The sequence below is a fragment of the Ruegeria discodermiae genome (assembly GCF_030758345.1).
Taxonomy (GTDB): domain Bacteria; phylum Pseudomonadota; class Alphaproteobacteria; order Rhodobacterales; family Rhodobacteraceae; genus Ruegeria_C.
This window is the reverse complement of record NZ_JAVAMO010000022.1, coordinates 19,728-37,682: the sequence shown is the minus strand read 5'-3', so window position 1 is coordinate 37,682 and position 17,955 is coordinate 19,728. Positions and strand designations below refer to the sequence as shown.

Below are 17,955 nucleotides of genomic sequence, written 5' to 3'. Positions count from 1 at the left end.
CGCGCGCTTGGTCGCGGCGAAGCCGCCTGTCTGAATGAAGACCCAAGCGGAGATGACCCCATGTCTGGTAATTGCAAGTGGTTTCGGATGATCTGGAAGCTTGAATTGGCGGCGATGTGTCACCTCTTGATGCTCGTTTCTTATCTGCTGTCGCAGACGAGCGCAGAGGCTGGACCAGTTAACTTCACGCAGGGCACCGGTACCACCTATACCTGCAAGGGGGATCAATCGGGCGGGATTGTATTGGGAACCGACGTGCCTACCGGCACGACAGACCTGACAGTATCGGGCCTGACAAGCAACTTGGGTGGCCTCACCGGCCCGAGTCGACATGTCATCAAAAACCCGACAAATCTCAATTTCGACATTGATACTGGGACCCGTAACCTCACGGCCCTAGTCGACCTATCGCTCAAATGGACTGGCGATTGCAATAATGAACCGGTCGTTTCATTCAATCTGACTACGCCAGAGATTTCTGAAGAAGCGCAGCCTTTTGAGGTGGCCACGATCGGGCTAGGACACCCCGAAAAACACCCGCTGGCCGGCCATGCGATCGACGCAACGCTGAGAGCGCTGGCGGAAAGCGGTACATTCCAATCCCAAGTGGGGATGGCATTCGGAGCAACTGGCGGTCCAGGCACCAGTCAAAGAATTAAATTCAACACCGGTACGGCGGGTAACATCAGTTTGACCGCCTCCCCACCCATCGTGCTGGGAGCTCGCGGTTTAGGGGGGCAGGAAAAAAGACTGTCGCTCATTAGAGCCTTCGGCCTTTAATCTTGGACATGGCCGGCAGCTATGAAGCAGTTCCAACACTCTTCTGATGAGAATAGATTGCAGATTTCTGTGAGGGCGTCGAACATGTCTATGAATGTTCGGACGTCGATCCGTCGCAGCTGCGCCTTGAGTTTCGAGAACGCCATCTCAATCGAGTTCGGGTCGGGGCTGTAGCGCGGCAAGAAGAGGAACCAACACCCCACATTTCGCAGGGTTTTGGCCACGGCAGCGTTCTTCTGCGTGGCGAGGTTGTCCAAGATGATGACTGTTCCTCGCTCAAGCTCCGGGACCAGCACCTGTCCGAAGTAGGCCGCAAAGGATTCGCCATCTTGTACTGGCAGGTGAATGTCCGCATTCGCCGACAGGCGTCGCTCCTTTGATGAGTTGCCCATTGAAGGCGCCATTGGTTCGAGCGTCAATGGGGGCGGCGCAATCAAGGCATCTGCGCAAGGGCCGTGAGAGAGGTCTGTGTTCTCCATGATCCAAGGGGGCATCCATTACGGCCAAAAAGCCCGCAATGAGACGCAGTGACCACAATATTCGAGACGCTCAGACCAAGAAGCATCGATAAGTCTTTGTTAAAATTGATGTCAGAACCAGTCCAATAACTGAACGGGCATTCTGGTTCTGACCACTGCGCCTTAGTGCGCGCTTGGTCGTGGCGAAGCCGCCTGCCCGGAACGAAGACCAAAGCGGAGATGGCCCCATGTCTGGTAATTGCAAGTGGTTTCGGATGACCCGGAAGCTAGAATTAGCGACGATTTGTCATGTCTCGGCCTTGGTCGTTTATCCGCTGTCGCAGACGGGTGCAGAGGCCGGACCAGCCAACTGCACGCAGGGCAGCAGTCCGACCAGCTATACCTGCAAGGGAAACCAATCTGGCGGGATTATATTGGGAACCGACGTGCCCATCGGCACGACCGACCTGACAGTATCCAATCTGACAAGCAACTTGGGTGGCCTTACCGGTCCGAGTCGATATGTCATCAAAAACCCGACAGATCTCAATTTCAACATTGATACTGGGACCCATAACCTCACGGGCGCGGTCGACTTAAATTTCGAATGGACTGGCGATAGCAAAAGTGAGCCGGTCGTCTCATTCAATCTGGCTACCCCTGAGATTTCTGAAGAAGCGCTGTCATTTGAGGTGGACACGATCGGGCAGAATACACCCGGCCCAGATTCGTATACCGGCTACTCGATCGACGCAACGCTGGGTGCGCCGACGGAAAACGGAACCTTACAATCACAAGTGGGGATTGCATTCGAAGCAACTGGTGGTCCAACCACCAGTCAAAGGAATGAATTCAATGCGGGCACGGCGGGTAACATCAGTTTAACCGCCTCCACCCCTATCGTGCTGGGAGCTCCCGGTTTAGGTGGGTTAGATGAAGGATTGTCTCTAGATAGCACCGGTGGCCTCATGAGGAGCGCACAAACTTCGACGCGCGGCGGGCACGGTGGAATTGTAACGCTGCGTACGGAAGACGGTGCCTCTTTCACAATCCATAGGAACAATCTGGGTCTAACTCCCGGCCTCAGCCTTAGGAGCTCCGGAGGTCAAGTAGCAACCGCGGGGGAAGGTGGTGCAGGAGGCATCGCTGCGCCCGTCACGATTGATGACGCCACCATTACTGTGACAACCCAGTCAGATCAATCGCATGGTATTTCGGCGTCAAGCATTGGGCTGGCAAGCCAAAAATCTGTTTCGAAGATGGCGGGGGGGGAAGGCGGCACCGTACATGTAAGCGGTACACTTAACGTTACGACATCCGGTGAGGATGCAGATGGGATTGTGGCAGTCAGCATGGGGGGTCAAGGTGGAACGTCTGGCAGCCCGGGTGGCGATGCCGGCAATGTGACGGCCGATCTGTCAAACACCAGCACAGTGACAACATCCGGGACCAGCGCGGTCGGGTTGGCAGCCCAGTCCATAGGCGGACGGGGTGGCAATGCGCCCCCGGCAAAGGGCGTTGTCGCATTTGCCGCAGCGGGCGGCGGCGGTGGAAAGAGCAAGGGCATCGATTTGACAAACGAAGGTACGATCAGCACCAAAGGCGACGCGTCTATGGGCATCCTGGCCCATGCGCTTGGCGGCGGCGGCGGCGCTGGTGGAGATGCCTTTGGGGCCTTTTATACAACATCGGGCCAAGGTGGCGTTGGCGGCGCCGCTGAGTCGGTTATCGTTACGAATACAGGGACCATTGAAACCCAGGGCCATGCATCCACTGCGATTGAGGCGCAATCGATCGGCGGCGGTGGCGGTTCCGGTGGGGTGGCAAAAACGGCCTTAGGCGCGGCTGTAGGAGGCGGCGGCGGTGGTGGCGGCCATGGTGGCAACGTGGTGGTCAACCATGTGGGTACAATTGTGACCGGCGAAGCGGCAGCGGCTGATCCAAATTCGGTGAGTGCCGCTTCGGAAGCCGGGTGCCCTTCGGGATGCTCGCGCGGGATTCTGGCACAGTCCATCGGCGGCGGTGGCGGCAATGGCGGCAGCAGCGAAGGATGGTTCTCTGTCGGAGGCAAGGGTGGAGACGGCAGCGTTCAATCCGGAGAGGTCTCTGTCAACCTTGGCAATCTCGAGTTTGGCTCGACAATCACCACGCATCTGTCCGATTCAGACGGGGTCACGGCGCATTCCATTGGTGGCGGTGGCGGCAATGGCGGCAATGCAGTCGCAATTGGTGAACTTGTCGCGGTTGGCGTCGGTGGGCGCGGCAAAACCGGCGGTTCCGGCGGCGAGGTTGAAGTCACCATGTCGCATAGCGAGGTTGTGACCCATGGGGACAGATCTCACGGTCTTAATGCACAATCAATTGGTGGCGGCGGCGGCAATGGCGGTTTCGCTGTCGCGGCCGCAGCCGGCGTTGGCGGTGCCGCATCCATCGCTGTCGGCGGTGGCGCGGGAGGTGGCGGCGAAGGTCAGTCCGTGACCATAACGGCGATCGATGAAGGCAATTCCATATCGACCTCGGGGATGGATTCCTTTGGCATGCTCGCACAATCGATTGGCGGCGGTGGTGGCAACGGTGGTTTTGCTGTGAGCGCTAGCGCCGATATTGGCTTTGCCAGCGCAGCCATTGGCATTGGCGGGGCTGGCGGACCGGGCGGATTCACCAATCCTGTAATGGTCGAGAGCGACGCCACCATCACGACCGAGGGCGACCGTTCGTCAGGCCTAGTTGCACAGGCGATTGGCGGCGGCGGCGGCAATGGTGGATTCGCGCTATCGGGCTCCGCGAGCATTGGCATAGAAGGAACAGCAGCGGTTTCAACTGCTGTCGGCGGCAGCGGCAGCGGCGGCGGTGGCGGTGCCGAGGTCGATGTGACCAGTCGCGGTGCGATTTCCACAGGTGGCGATCACGCTGTCGGGCTTCTGGCCCAATCGATCGGCGGAGGCGGAGGCAGTGGCGGCAGCGGCATCGCAGTCAATTTGACCGTTAGCGAAGGCTCGAATGGGATTTCGGTCGGAGTCGGCGGCAGCGGGAAGAAAGCTGGTAATGGTAACGTCGTAAATGTCACCAGCACCGAGTTGATTCAGACAGGTGGCGTGAACGCAGATGGCATTGTCGCCCAGTCCATCGGCGGCAGCGGCGGCAATGGCGGCAGTGCGATCGCTGGGTCAGCGACGGTTTCCGGCCAGAGCACCGGCGTCAACGTCGCAGTCGGAGGGCGGGGTGCGAACGGAGGCATTGGTAGTGCCGTTACGGTGAATGCCAATGGTGGCGTTCAGACAACGGCTGTCATGTCGGATGCGATTGTCGCACAGTCAATTGGCGGCAGCGGCGGCAATGGCGGTATGGCCGCGGCCGGGAATTTCAACCTCGGCGAAGACAGTAATACAGTTAACGTTGCCATCGGCGGCAAAGCCGCCTCCGGCTCGAGTGCGGGCGCGGTTACTGTTTCCACAGCAAGCGGCGAGAAAATCATCGCATCAGGCGACGCGGCCAAGGGCATTATCGCGCAATCCATCGCTGGCGGCGGTGGCAATGGCGGAATGGCGGCAACCGGCTCTTTCACCAATGCGACCGGATCGACCGACGTGCAATTCGGGTTTGGCGGCAGCGGCGGCGGTGGTGGCGCAAGCAAAGCCGTCATCGTAAACAGCGCCAGCGCCATCACGGTGGGAACGACCGGTGCGTACAGCACGGATGTCATTTCGGCGCAACAGGGCGGCAACGCAATCATCGCGCAATCCATAGCGGGTGGCGGCGGGTCAGGCGGAGTGTCGGCCTCCGCAACCAAGGACAAAAGCGATCCCGAAAAGGGCAATCAGGGCGGTCGTTCCCTGGAAGTGAATATTGGCGGCAAAGGTGGTGCGGGCGGCACGACATCTACCGTCTCGGTCACGGTATCCGGCGCGACAACGACGCTTGGGCACCTCTCTGACGCGATTGTTGCACAATCGATCAGCGGCGCAGGCGGCTCAGGTGGCGGTTCGCTCAACTATGAGGACGCCAACAAGGAGTCGAAGGATATCAGCTTGTCGATCGGTGGCCAAGGCGGCGGCAGTTCATCGGGCGAAAGCGCGACGGTCAAACTGGCCTCCGGCGGTCACGTTACGGCCTCCGGAGCCGGATCGCGTGGCGTGCTTGTGCAATCAATCGGTGGCAACGGCGGCGCTGGCGGGTCGAACCATTTCGGCGCCAAAGACGGTAGCGCGCCGGGCGACGCGCTCAATATCGGTATCGGCGGCAAAGCAGATAAAGCCTCTCATGGCGGGATGGTGCAGTTTTCACTTGAAGCAGGCGCTTCGGTCACAACCGGCAGTACATTGGCCAGCTCACCTGACGATGGCAACCACTTCACGGGCCACGCAGTTGTTGCACAATCAATCGGTGGCAGCGGCGGTATCGGCGGTGCCGGGATGACCGGAAACGTTCAGACAGAGGGTGGCGACAATTCAGTGGCGGCCAATGTAGACTTTGGCGGCGCGGGAGGCGGCGGAGGTGATGGTGGCGCGGTCAACATCTACAATGGCACCGCAAACAACCCAATCCCAATCGCGGGAACAATCACCACGAAGAACTGGAACTCGAATGGGATCGTCGCCCAATCGATCGGTGGCGGTGGCGGCGATGGTGGCTATGGTGTCAACGGCAACATAAGCAACAAATCCGCGAATGGCCTGAACCTTGCATTTGGCGCCTCCTCTTCAGGCGGTGGCATCGGCGACGAAGTCAGGATCTTAAGTGATGCGACGATTAACATCGATGGCGACAATTCGAAGGGCATATTTGCTCAGTCCATCGGCGGCGGCGGTGGCAACGGCGGCGCGGGCATCAAAGGCAGTGTCACAAGCGGCGGCGAAGACAACACCAAGCAGCTGACCTTTGGTTTGGGGGCAAGCGGCACCGGGGGCGGTGCCGGCGGCGAGGTGTGGATCACAAACGGCGGCACGATCACGACCGCCGGAAGCGCATCAGGCGCGACCTCACGCGAAATGGACGCGATTTTTGCCCAATCCATCGGCGGCGGTGGCGGCAATGGCGGGTTTGGAATCCAAAGCAGCGACACAGCCATGACTGCATCCGACGGCAGCGGCGGGATTGAACTTGCGCTCGGTGTGGCAGGCAGTGGTGCGAAAGGTGGCACGGGCGGCGCGGTGACTGTTTCAAATGCGGGCACCTTGAAAATCGCCGGTGACAGCAGCCGCGGGGTATTTGCCCAATCCATCGGCGGCGGCGGCGGCAATGGTGGTGGCGGCATCGTCGGCGATATGGTCACTACGGATGACAAAGGTGGCACCGATACTCCGCGCTATCATCTGAATGTTGGCGTCGGTGGTAAAGGCGGAACCGCGAGCGATGGCGGGGTCGTATCGATCGACAACACTGGCACAATTGAGCTGAATTCGGCATCGGCGGCGCTGGACAGTACGGTCAATGCGGTTGGCATTCTGGCGCAATCCATTGGCGGCGGCGGTGGGAATGCCGGCATCGGTGTCGATGGAGATGTCAAGGGGACTGAGAATACCCGCGTTGCGACCGTCGGGATCGGCGGTACGGGCGGCACGGGCGGTTCGGGAAATACTGTGGACGTTAAACACACAGGTTTTATCAGCCTGTCCGGAGACGCTGCGCGCGGCATTCTGGCTCAATCAATTGGTGGCGGCGGCGGGAATGGCGCCATCGGCGTGAAGGGTACCGTTTCGACAGGGGGTGATGGCGGCAACAGCCAGGGAAAGGCTCTCACATTCGGGCTCGGCCGATCTGGCGGCAGCGGGGGTTCGGGCGAAAATGTGACCGTAACGGTCTCTGGCAACAGCACCATCACAACTGGCAGCGCTGCGGACAGTGGCAACCGTGAAAACAGCGACGCCTTTGCCGTGCACGCCCAATCGATTGGCGGCGGCGGTGGTACAGGCATTTTGACCGGCGGTTTCATCATGGGCGACGCCAACAACACCGATACCGCGAGGGGGCTGGATTTTGCGGTTGGCAGCAGCGTATCCGGCGGAGGAGATGGCGGCGGCGTAAATGTGATCAACCAAGGCGGACTGACAACCTATTACAACGCCTCACACGCGCTCTATGCCCAGTCAATTGGCGGCGGTGGCGGCCACGCAGGGAGCATTGGCGGGATTGGAACAGGTGATGGCAGCCTCACATGGGACGCGACGATTGCCGTGGGCGGAAGCGGTAAGACTGGTAGCGGCAAGGAGGTTGTTGTCCAGATGTACAAAAATACCGGTTCCTTTGTGCCAAGCATCACGACCCACGGAGACGGATCACACGGGATCTTTGCCCAATCCATCGGTGGCGGTGGCGGGGAAGCTGCAAATGCGGCGGGCCAAGACAGCGCGGGTACGGGCGAGAACGCAAATTACACAACTAAAAACTCCAAGATCGGGATTACGCTTGGCGGCAGTGAGCTTTCTTCATCTGGCAATAGCAGTCAGGTTTTGATCTACGGGGAAACCGCGTCAACTCCGGCCTTTGGAACCATCAATACATCCGGCCAAGCTGCTATTGGTATTCTGGCACAGTCGGTTGGCGGCGGCGGCGGCACTGCAGGTCTTGATCTGACCGGCGCAACGGGCTCGGCAATCTCATTGGGAACCAACAAGAACACCAGTGCGATCCGAAGCGATGCAGACGAAGTCGATGTGATTTTCTCCGGCAGTGTCACAACAACCGGCGGTGGCGCCCATGGCATCCTGGCGCAGTCGGTCGGCGGCGGCGGCGGTCTCGGCGGCGCATTGTTTATGGGCGGCGGGCCAAGTAATTGGGGGGCCGGGCTCGACATGGGGAGTGACGGTACCGCAAACGGATTTGGCGGCGGCGTCTTTGTGACCCTGGATAACGCGAAGATCCAAACCGGGGTCGCGGCAAATCCCGATGCAGGCAACAACGCAGTTGGAATCCTTGCACAGTCGGTCGGCGGTGGCGGCGGTATCCTTGGAACGCCGGATCCGGACAATGCAGAGGCCGGCGCGAAGCTGGGCAGTGCAGGCGGTGCAGGCCTCAGTTCCGGGGTGACAGTCTCGCTTACGGATAGTTCAGTGACAACGAGCGGTCAGTTCGCGCATGGCGTGTTCGCGCAATCGGCGTCAACAAGTGACTTGAGTAGCGAAGTCAATGTAAGCCTCATCGGATCGCAGATCAATGTGGCCGGTGCCGGCGCAGCTGCAATCATCGCACAATCTGAAGGTGCGGCAGGCCGCAGCAACAAGGTCACCATCGAACTCGATAGTAAATCTTCGGTCACTGGCGGTGCAAGCTCAACGCTACCGGGCAGCCCTGACACGGCGATCCTGGTCCTGGATGGCACGACCGACAACACAATCACAAATGCGGGAACGATCGCGTCTCAAAAGGCCAATGGTCTGGCGATTGCGTATAAAGGCGACGCGCGCCTAACGGTCAATAACAAGGGTGGCGGTTCGATCACCGGCGGCCATTCAGGAAACGTCATTATCAACAACAGCGACGGGGCCGAGCTTCAGGCGACGGGGGATATGGACGTGACCAGAGTCCATAATTCCGGGACGTTGTTTGTGGCAGGCGAAGACAATATCGGTACGACTGTCCTGACGGGAGATCTGACTCATGACAGCACCGCGATCCTGGCGATCGATGTGGACACCGATTCCGCGACGGGCGATTTTATCCGGATTGAGAGTGACACCGTGTTAGACGGTGAGGTTCAAGTAAAGCTCTCCGGCATTGGCGGCGAGTCCGCTGGTACGCTCGACATCGTTGGCTCCGCTGGTGCAATGGACACAAGCAGCCTGAAAGTGAAAGACGCAGCCGTGGTGCGCTATACGCTTAGCCAGATTGGCGAAGAACGGTTGCAGCTCGGTTATGCCATCGATTTTGCCAATCCCAGCTCATTTGGGATCCTGTCAAGGAACCAAAGAGGTCTGGCTGGTCATATCGAAGGTGTCTTTCAGGCAGGTTCGCTCGACGATGGATTGACGGGAGAATTGCTCGGACTCGCAGATGTGACCACCTATCGGAACATGCTTAACCTGATTGGCCCGAGCGTGGATGTCGCCAACCAAGTCACGACAGTGAATTCCACACTCCGTTTCGCGGAGTCGTTGTTCAGCTGCCCTGATCTGGACGGGTCCGCCAAGTTCTTCGACGACGGTCAATGTTACTATTTCGATGCGGGCGGTCGCCGCTTTTCGCGGGATGCAACCGACGATCTCGATGGCTTCGACGAATCCAGCTTCCGGCTGGCCGGTGGCATGCAAATGGTCGCCGACAATGGCTTCACCTATGGTGCCGCGCTGGCTTATGAGACGAGCGATCTGGACTTCGACACGATCAATGCAAGCAGCGATGGCTACCACCTTCAGGCCGGGCTCTCGGTAAAACGCTACTATGGCCCTTGGGAATTGGGTGCCGGGGCGTCGATTGGTTTTGGCTCAGCAGACATAACGAGCGAGGTATTGGCCGGGCAGTCGGTCAAGGGCACGCAGGATTTTTTGAGCTACGGAGCTGAAGTTCGGGCAGGCTACATGATCGATCAAGGTGCTTGGTTTGCCAAACCGCTCATGTCGCTTGGCTTCGCGGGGTTGCGAACCGACGGGTATAGCGAGACGGGGTCGACAGGTGCCGAACTTGACGTCGATGGTGATACAGAGACATTCTTTTATGCCCGTCCTGCAATTGAATTTGGAGGCCAATTTGAGGGTACCAATGGAACGATCTTCCGGCCAAAGGCCACTCTGGCGATCTCTCAGCTTCTGGGCGGCGCTGACGTTTCGACTACAGCGCGTCTGGCAAGTGCGCCCTCGGGTCTGTCCTCCTTCGCTTGGAATGCGGAACTCGACCGTACGCGGTTCGAAGTCGCCGCTGGTATGGATATCTTCGCGTCCAACGGCATGGTGGTCAACGTCAACGGCTTCGGGGTCTTCTCCGAAAACAGCCGAGATCTCGGTGCCAGCCTGCGGTTATCGATCCCATTCTGATCGGTTCTGTTGCGCTGGTTCGTATTTAGGTTCTGTTGCGAGATTTTGGTTGGCCAAGAAAGAGCACTGACCCCTACATCAAATCGCCGGGTGTGTCATACCTTCAAACCCGGCGTCGAGATGGGAGTTAATGAATGAGCAAATATAAAAGGCTGTTGTATGCGCTCGTTTTGTCTTTGGCCGCCATGGGAGGCAACGCCGAGCAGAGTTGGGGCGTTGAGCGCGCCGACGCGAGCGCACACCTCTACCCAGGCGAAGAAATGCTACTGACTAACAGCTTTGAGACGCTGAATTATTTTGCGCCTGGCGATCCAAAAAAGCCATTGGTGATATTTGTTCCTGGCGGGTTTCATCTGGCTCGCGTCGCATATGGCTACCCCGACGGTAACGAGAAAGACTTTCTGGCCTATTGGTTTGGGCAGCAGGGCTACTCTTTTCTCGCCGCGTCTTATCCGACAGGAAACAAAGTATACTCCAAAGTCTACCCCGAATTCTCGATCCGCGACTGGGGCAAACAGGTGGCTGCAGTTGCCAAGCACTATGTGGACAAGCACAATCTATCGGGCGAGATCATCGTTCTGGGCTGGAGCGCGGGTGGGCAAATAGCTCAATCGGTCTACGAGGCTTCGGAGGCCAATGGGCTGGACATGAGCCTCTATGTGTCGCTCGCGTCAACCCCACCTATCCCCCTCCTGCTGGCCGCTCCCGGTGCAATTTCGAAGGCGGATAACGGTCTTTCAAAGGCGCCGCAATTCTATGACTTGTTTGAGAAATACGTGACTGCTCAGAACGAGTTGAACGGGCATGTGATTTTTCCTTGGGAAAGCTTCGAGAGCGATGTACTCGGAGACATCCCGGTCGCGCTAAATGCGATTATGATCGCATCGCGCTACGAAAACGGTGGTTTTGTAGAGGATCTGGATTGGGCGATGGCCGATACGGGTGCGCTCAAGGTGACCGACTTTCCTTTTGTTGTCACGATCTCTGGCAACAAGGTACTGGACAATGACCACGCGCTGACGGACCGAGGCAATTGGGGAATTTATCAGGTTCAGCATCTCTACCGAAACATCGTGCTTCCAGCTTTGTCCAAATCCGAAGCAATTAATCCGGAGAATTGGCAGAACCTGATGGATCAAATGAGCTACGCGACCTCTGGTGCGTTAAATGCTCGCGTGCCCGGCAATCACTTCTTTTGGTACGGCGAAGTCGGCGCACGAGAAACGGTAGCAAAGGTCGAGATGTTGCGACTGCGTGCGGAAAATCTTCTGTCCTCTATCGAGGCTTCGGTCGCCAACCTCGATGCGCGCTAGCTAAGAGTTCGAGGCTCACTGCGCCATCAATATTGGCGGTGTCTTTCGTGGCATGCGCGAGGCCGCCAACCGTTTGAACAAAGGTGGTGCAATCATCAGTCTTTTATCCAGTGTTGTCGGGCTATATCAGCCGACTTAGGGTGTCTATGCGGCGACAAAAGCTGCGGTGGAAGCGATGACCCATGTGCTGGCCAAAGAATTGGGCCCACGTGGCATCACCGTGAATGCTGTCGCGCCTGGGCCAGTCGCGACCGACCTGTTCATGACTGGAAAGTCCGAGGCGGTGATCGAGAACATCAAGAAGGTAAACCCGTTTGGTCGGCTCGGAACCCCCGAAGACATCGCTGCTGTTGTTTCGCTCCTGGCCGGACCTGATGGCCGTTGGATTAGTGGGCAAACTCTTCGCGCCAATGGCGGTGTCATCTGAAAAGCTTAGCCCGAAGCTTCCAGTGGATTTGCCTTTGAGTAGCGCGCGGGCGAGCATCCTACATAGCGGGAGAATGCGGTGCTGAAGGCACTGGATGAACCATATCCGGTCTGGGCAGAGATTTCGGCAATGCTGAGATCTCCTGCCCGGAGCATGTGTTTTGCCAGTGTCATCCGCCAGTTCTGCAAATAGCTTATTGGGGGCATTCCCATGACCCCTTCAAATCGTGTGAAGAATGCTGATCGAGACAGCCCAGCTTCAGTTGCAAGAGCTTGAACAGTCCAACTGTGAGCCGGGGCCGCGTGCATGGCTCGCAAACTGGGCCCAACCCGAATGTCTGCCAACCCATGTAAAAGGCCAGCAGTCGGGGCTGGGTCCCCGCCAGATCGGAAGGCTTCGATCAGTAGGACTTGTAATAGGTTCTCGACGATCACATCTCGCGCCGGCCGGTTTGCGCGAGCTTCATCGCGAACAAGCCCTGTAAGCGAAGCCAGCCGACCCTCACCGCGGACAAAGATCAGGTCTGGTAGCAATGAGACCAAGAGATCGACATCCGGGCTGGCAAAGGTGCAGTGTCCTACCAGCTGTTGAACCTCTGGATCCGCATCGGTTGACCCAAGCCTGAATACTCCGCCTTCATCTTCCACAGGATAGTTGACTAGCCCATCGGGTGGAGGAGGGTCCACACTGGAGAAGGTGAAGGACTTGACCGCTGGGATCAGCACAAAGTCACCCGCATTCAAGACCAGGGGCTCTTTCCCTTCGACTTCCAGGCACGCACGTCCGGTAAGAAGTGAGCAGTAGAAGGCCTCGTTTACGTCCTCACGATGCACCCGAAACGGCCCAGATGCATGCACCAGCTTTGAATAGGATGCTTTGGGTTGAAGGAGAGCGATGATTTCAGAGAATGGATCTGTCATTTCGGACCATTGAAAACAAATAACGGACTATTGATTATATATGATACTGCCAACGTCGTCTACTTTCAAGGCATCAAAGAACAGGAGATAACGTCATGAATACCGTATTGATCACAGGATGTTCTTCGGGATTTGGCCTGGAGACGGCGCGCTTCTTCCTCGAACAGGGCTGGTCGGTAATCGCGACAATGCGCAAGCCAGATGAAGCACTATTCCCGGCCTCGAATCGTTTGACGATCCTGCCATTGGATATCTCGGACAGCGAGAGTATTGCAAAGGCATTGGACGCTGCTGGCCCCATCGACGCTTTAGTGAACAATGCAGGCGTCGGCTGGCTTTCGCCTTTTGAGGGCACGTCAGAGGATAACCTTCGCCGGATCTTTAAGACCAACACGTTCGGCACCATGGAATTGACACGTGCCGTGCTGCCGCAAATGCGTGCCACGGGATCAGGGGTGATCGTGAATGTCTCTTCCAGCGTCACGCTCAAACCGCTGCCGCTGGCTTCGGTCTACACAGCAAGCAAGGCCGCAGTGAACGTCTTCACCGAATGTCTTGCCCTTGAACTGGCCCCACTGGGTATTCGGACCCATATTGTTCTACCTGGTCAGGCCCCAACAACGAATTTTGGCAAGAACGCGATGGCACTGATGTCAGAAACCAATGACACGCCTGAAGACTACAAGCCGTTCGTCGAGCAGACTATGGCGGCCTTTATGAACGCTGAAGGGAAAGAGTTCACCTTCTCAGAAGACGTCGTTCAGGCAATCTGGAGAGCCGTGACCGATACCACTTGTCCGCTGCGAATCCCTGCCGGTAAGGACTCGGTCGCACTGGCGGCCTGATACCCTCAAAAATAGGAAAACTTTTCTAAGAACTGGAATGGCCGACCTAAATGGCCGGCCTTTTCCTCAGGCTAGCATTTTGCTCGAAGCGTCCCGAACTTGCCGCGCCTTAACCGCCTTTAGCCACTCAACGGCAACCATCGCGCCACCAAAGGGATAAAGGTGAACCGCAACATCAGCTAAATTGCGTCGTTGCAGCCCTTGTTCGATCAAGCAGACCAGACGGGAGCAATCAACGATCCCGTCCACGGTGTCACTCACGTTGTTCAATCCGCCAGCCGAAACCCCAAATGAGCGTGCAAACCTGAGCAGGAGATCCCTTTTAGTCGGCCCTGGTATCCCAATTTGGATGGTCTGGCTAACACCAACGTTTCGAAGCTGGCTTATCCAGTTGAGAATTCTGGATGGATCAAAGGCAAGTTGAGTGGTTATGCTCACGCTGCACCCGCAGGACTCTAAAAGTTTTACCTTCTGCTCCAGTAGGGCCACATCCGAACGATAACCTATGGCTGTGTTTCCCTCTGGAAAACCCGGCAAGGTGACCCTCTTGATCGCATACTTTTCAATCCACTCCGTTCGAAGGAGATCCATCGTGTTGTTGAAGGGGCCCGACGCATCAGTTGGGTCACCGCCAACGACCATGGCTTGCCCTTGTGCGCCGGCAAACCGGAGTTTTTCGGTAAGGTCAAACAAGTGTTTCTTTGATTGAAGGCGTCGAGCTGCAAATATCGGCACCGGCAATAGTCCGGCATCGTCAATCCGGCGCACCGTTCGCAACCGGTCGTAGTCATCCTCATCGTTCAGCCAGGCCACATTGACAGGGGTTCTCGCAGGAATAAGGGGAGCGGCTGATGTGAGATCTGCAATTGTCTTTCCTGTCGCCTCAAGTGAATAGAAATTCAAATCCATCAAGGAATCCTCCAGCTTCAACTACCGAAGTCGTTCGGGCATGACCTCGAAGCTTGGCAGCAGAAGCAAGCCACAGGCGCATGGCTAGTCTGCAAAAGTAGGCTGGCTAGAACCCGTGCATTCGTTTGGCCCATTGGTATCCAACAATCAGGCCCTTCATGACCGGCAGCAGTGCCAAGGCACCGACTACTGCAATCACAGACATGCTTAAAGCCAAGACCCATGGTTCTGGCCTCCATGTCACCCAGGCGATGTGCAACGCGAATCCCATGAGGTGGCCAACGATCAGGATCGTTAGATAAGCCGGACCATCATCAGCCCGCTGATGGCTCAGATCCAAACCGCAATTCGAGCACTCATCGTTCACTTTGATGTAGCTGTGCAGCAGTTTGCCTTCCCCGCATCTGGGGCACTTGAGGCGCATCCCATTCATGATCGCGGGTTTGATGGGGCGCTCTTCACTGTCGTCGTGGGTGTCAATTGCAAGTTCGGACATCTTTGATCTCCTTTGGTTGCGCCTCAGATAGTTCATCTCTAGACACAATGCAATCAATAACCAATCAATGTGACGAAAGGTGAGACAACATGTTGAAATTCACCTGCAATAAAGGTAAAAGTGACAAAAACAATTTCCTGCATTGAATGGAGTGAAGCCTTGAAGTCATGGACACCGAATCTGCGCGACGACGGGAAACCACTCTATGTCCAGATCGCGGAAGCGATCAGACATGATGTAGAGACAGGTGTGCTAGATGCAGGTGACAGGCTTCCGCCTCAACGCAGCGTCGCCAAGCTTGTTGGCTTGGATTTCACAACTGTCTCTCGCGGATACTCTGAGGCTGCGAAGCGAGGGTATATCGACACTTTTGTCGGCCGGGGCTCGTTTATTCGGAAGCCAGAAGAAACTTCAGAAAAAGCAGACCCGCGTCGCGCGCTGGAAGAAGACCCGAACATGAATATGCCCCCGGAGCCAGACGATCCGGCTCTTGTGGCCCGTATGGAACAAGGCCTTGCACAAGTTGCTGCGAACCTCGTTCCTCTGCTTCGCTACCAATCCATTATCGGGAGCCGGCAGGACCGGGAGACCGCAGCACGCTGGATGAACATCAACGGTATCGACGTTACAGCAGACCAATTGGCAATCACGCCCGGCGCACATGCCAGTTTGCTGTCGATCCTGACATTGCTCGCCAAGCCCGGAGACACCGTGATCTGTGAGCGCGTGACCTATCCCGGTATTCGCGCCATAGGCGCTCAACTTGGCATCCGGCTAATTGGCGTGAGATCAGACGACAGCGGTATTCTTCCTGATGATCTGGATGCCGCTATCCAAGAGCACGCACCTTCTGCTCTTTATCTGAACCCGACGCTGCAAAATCCCCTGACGCTTACAATTCCGATGGAGCGACGTCAGCAGATCGCGTCCGTTTTGGACAAGTACGGTTTGCCTTTGATTGAAGATGACGCTTGTCGTTTTGTGTCGTCGGATGCTCCACCGCCTATCTCGCAGCAGATTCCCGAATTGGGGTGGTACATCGCGGGTCTTTCCAAATGTCTGGGCGCTGGTTTGAGGCTTGCGCTTGCGGTGGTTCCGTCTGGACTGTCGAAAACCCACTTCACGCGGGTTTTGCAGGCATCGAATGTCATGGCGTCACCAATCACAACAGCTTTGATGGCGCGATGGGTCGAGGATGGCACAGCCGCGGCGGTGCAGAAGTTCGTCCGTAAGGAGGCGAACCGCAGACAGAACTTGGCGGCCAAGATCATGCAGGACCAAGACTTCATGGCCAGTCGGGAGGCATTTAATATCTGGCTGGCACTACCCGAAGGATCCAGCCGAGCTGATGTGATGAGTCACATGGCCAATCGCCAAATCGGGATCATGCCGAGCAACGCGTTTACGGTGAAGGGAATGCCCGATGAAGCGGTCAGGGTATGTCTGGGAGGACCAATTTCATACAGCCAGCTGACTGAAGATCTCGAAGCATTAAACTATGCGATCATCCACCAAAACTGGGTTCCCTAGGCTGTTAAGCTGTGCCGAAAAACCGAGACGACCTTTGTCTCAGTTTTTCAATGTGCTTTATAGTTACTGCTTTTTTTTTATACACTTAGTACCAGATTGGTAAATCGTTGGATGTTTTCTGATCTGACAGGTCGATGCTGAACAATGACGTGCCAATAGAGCGGTGCGATGAACATATCGAGCACCACGCCCTTATCTGCGTCTTCTGAAAGTTCACCACGCTCAATAGCTCTGTCCAGCATGACCATTGCCTGGGCCCGGCGATCCCTCGTCACGCTCTCCAGCAATTCCGCCAATTCATCAGAGCGAGCGTGCTCAGCATGCAGATCAGGTAGAATCCGCCTCACAAGTGGATGACGCAGAGTTGCAGCCATCCTTTGCATAAGCTTGGCAACGTCCTTCTCAAAGGATCCTGTGTCCGGAATTGGAGTGATATTCGTGGCCGCTGATTTCACCGCTTCGGTCACCAGTTCAAACTTGGATTTACTCCTTCGATAGAGCGCAGCCTTTCCGACACCTGCGCGAGCCGCAATGCGCTCCATTCGTAGAGCCGAGTAACCCGTTTCCGCCCATTCCTCGAACAAGGCGCGTTGGATTGCTTCCGTCACCGTGTCTTGCAAAACGGCAGCCCCGGCCGGCTTCCGACGCGGCCGATCAGGATTTTTTACGTCGGAACTCTTGCGTTCCATCGTGATTCTACCTTATATAGGACGAGACAGTATCGTTCCGACGTAGTTTGAATCAAACTTATCGATACTGCAACCTGTTTTTGGCGACTTATGAAAGGGTGCGAAGATGGACCCGAAAATCGCACTTCTTTGGTTTGCGCCTCTGCTTTGCGGGGCCTTGATACCCATCCATGCCGGAATGAACGCAGAGCTCAGCCGTGCGGCTGGGCACCCCCTCTGGGCAACCCTGTTGTCCTTTGGAATTTCATTCGCTTGCCTGATGGTTGGGGTCGCTTGGCTCCGTCCAACATTGCCAACCTTATCATCACTATATGCGGCTCCTCCCTGGGCGTGGGTAGGAGGTGTGATCGGTGTCATTTACGTGATGGCGACCATGGTTCTAATCCCACGCTTTGGGGCCGCTGCTTTTATTGCCGCAGTCGTTGCCGGACAAATGACGATGGCACTCATCCTGGACCAGAACGGGCTTCTTGGGAACGCTCCTCGACCAGCAGACTTCTATCGCATCACTGGTGCTGTGCTATCGATTGCAGGTGTTCTGATCATGCAGTTCGGAAAAGCGACATAACCAAAGCCACCACTCACAGAACAACCCTCCCATTATGGGAACAACAAGAGGTAA

11 protein-coding genes and 1 pseudogene are annotated in these 17,955 nt (G+C 56.8%); 7 read left to right on the top strand and 5 right to left on the bottom strand.

What is annotated here, in order from left to right:
* Positions 1-87 precede the first annotated feature (87 nt).
* On the top strand, positions 88-780 hold the full coding sequence (locus Q5Y75_RS25630) for a hypothetical protein (RefSeq protein WP_306202900.1): 693 nt from the start codon (positions 88-90) through the stop codon (positions 778-780).
* On the opposite strand, the gene Q5Y75_RS25625 is transcribed toward Q5Y75_RS25630, so the two are convergent.
* On the bottom strand, positions 777-1,259 hold the full coding sequence (locus Q5Y75_RS25625; protein ID WP_306202898.1) for a transposase: 483 nt from the start codon (positions 1,257-1,259) through the stop codon (positions 777-779). The two genes, Q5Y75_RS25630 and Q5Y75_RS25625, sit on opposite strands and share 4 nt — an antisense overlap.
* A 1,238-nt stretch (positions 1,260-2,497) precedes the next feature.
* Between Q5Y75_RS25625 and Q5Y75_RS25620 the strand changes: the two genes are divergently transcribed.
* The 3 genes and pseudogenes from Q5Y75_RS25620 to Q5Y75_RS25610 all read left to right on the top strand — a co-directional run.
* Positions 2,498-10,204 (top strand): autotransporter outer membrane beta-barrel domain-containing protein, encoded by a 7,707-nt coding sequence (locus tag Q5Y75_RS25620; RefSeq protein WP_306202897.1) that lies wholly within the window; start codon positions 2,498-2,500, stop codon positions 10,202-10,204.
* A 134-nt stretch (positions 10,205-10,338) separates the two neighbouring features.
* On the top strand, positions 10,339-11,517 hold the full coding sequence (locus Q5Y75_RS25615) for an alpha/beta hydrolase family protein (protein ID WP_306202895.1): 1,179 nt from the start codon (positions 10,339-10,341) through the stop codon (positions 11,515-11,517).
* 154 nt (positions 11,518-11,671) lie between these two features.
* Positions 11,672-11,944, top strand: a pseudogene (locus tag Q5Y75_RS25610) (SDR family oxidoreductase); the annotation flags it as partial.
* A gap of 5 nt (positions 11,945-11,949) precedes the next feature.
* Here Q5Y75_RS25610 and Q5Y75_RS25605 read toward each other — a convergent pair.
* Positions 11,950-12,864 carry an AraC family transcriptional regulator gene (locus Q5Y75_RS25605; RefSeq protein WP_306202894.1) on the bottom strand — a complete coding sequence of 305 codons (915 nt, stop codon included), beginning with the start codon at positions 12,862-12,864 and terminating at the stop codon, positions 11,950-11,952.
* 95 nt (positions 12,865-12,959) lie between these two features.
* On the opposite strand from Q5Y75_RS25605, the gene Q5Y75_RS25600 reads away from it, so the two are divergent.
* Positions 12,960-13,709, top strand: a complete 750-nt coding sequence (locus Q5Y75_RS25600) for an SDR family oxidoreductase (protein ID WP_306202892.1) — start codon at positions 12,960-12,962, stop codon at positions 13,707-13,709.
* A gap of 66 nt (positions 13,710-13,775) precedes the next feature.
* On the opposite strand, the gene Q5Y75_RS25595 is transcribed toward Q5Y75_RS25600, so the two are convergent.
* Positions 13,776-14,618, bottom strand: coding sequence for a methylenetetrahydrofolate reductase (locus Q5Y75_RS25595; RefSeq protein ID WP_306202889.1), 843 nt, complete (start codon positions 14,616-14,618; stop codon positions 13,776-13,778).
* Positions 14,619-14,724: 106 nt separating this feature from the next.
* Positions 14,725-15,114 (bottom strand): DUF983 domain-containing protein, encoded by a 390-nt coding sequence (locus tag Q5Y75_RS25590; protein WP_306202887.1) that lies wholly within the window; start codon positions 15,112-15,114, stop codon positions 14,725-14,727.
* Positions 15,115-15,234: 120 nt separating this feature from the next.
* On the opposite strand from Q5Y75_RS25590, the gene Q5Y75_RS25585 reads away from it, so the two are divergent.
* The gene (locus Q5Y75_RS25585) at positions 15,235-16,644 is read left to right on the top strand and encodes an aminotransferase-like domain-containing protein (protein ID WP_306202885.1); all 1,410 of its coding nucleotides are present in this window, start codon (positions 15,235-15,237) and stop codon (positions 16,642-16,644) included.
* Between the two features lie 77 nt (positions 16,645-16,721).
* Here Q5Y75_RS25585 and Q5Y75_RS25580 read toward each other — a convergent pair whose 3' ends face one another.
* Positions 16,722-17,333 (bottom strand): TetR/AcrR family transcriptional regulator, encoded by a 612-nt coding sequence (locus Q5Y75_RS25580; protein WP_306202884.1) that lies wholly within the window; start codon positions 17,331-17,333, stop codon positions 16,722-16,724.
* 106 nt (positions 17,334-17,439) lie between these two features.
* On the opposite strand from Q5Y75_RS25580, the gene Q5Y75_RS25575 reads away from it, so the two are divergent.
* The gene (locus tag Q5Y75_RS25575) at positions 17,440-17,901 is read left to right on the top strand and encodes a DMT family transporter (RefSeq protein ID WP_306202882.1); all 462 of its coding nucleotides are present in this window, start codon (positions 17,440-17,442) and stop codon (positions 17,899-17,901) included.
* Positions 17,902-17,955: the final 54 nt, after the last annotated feature.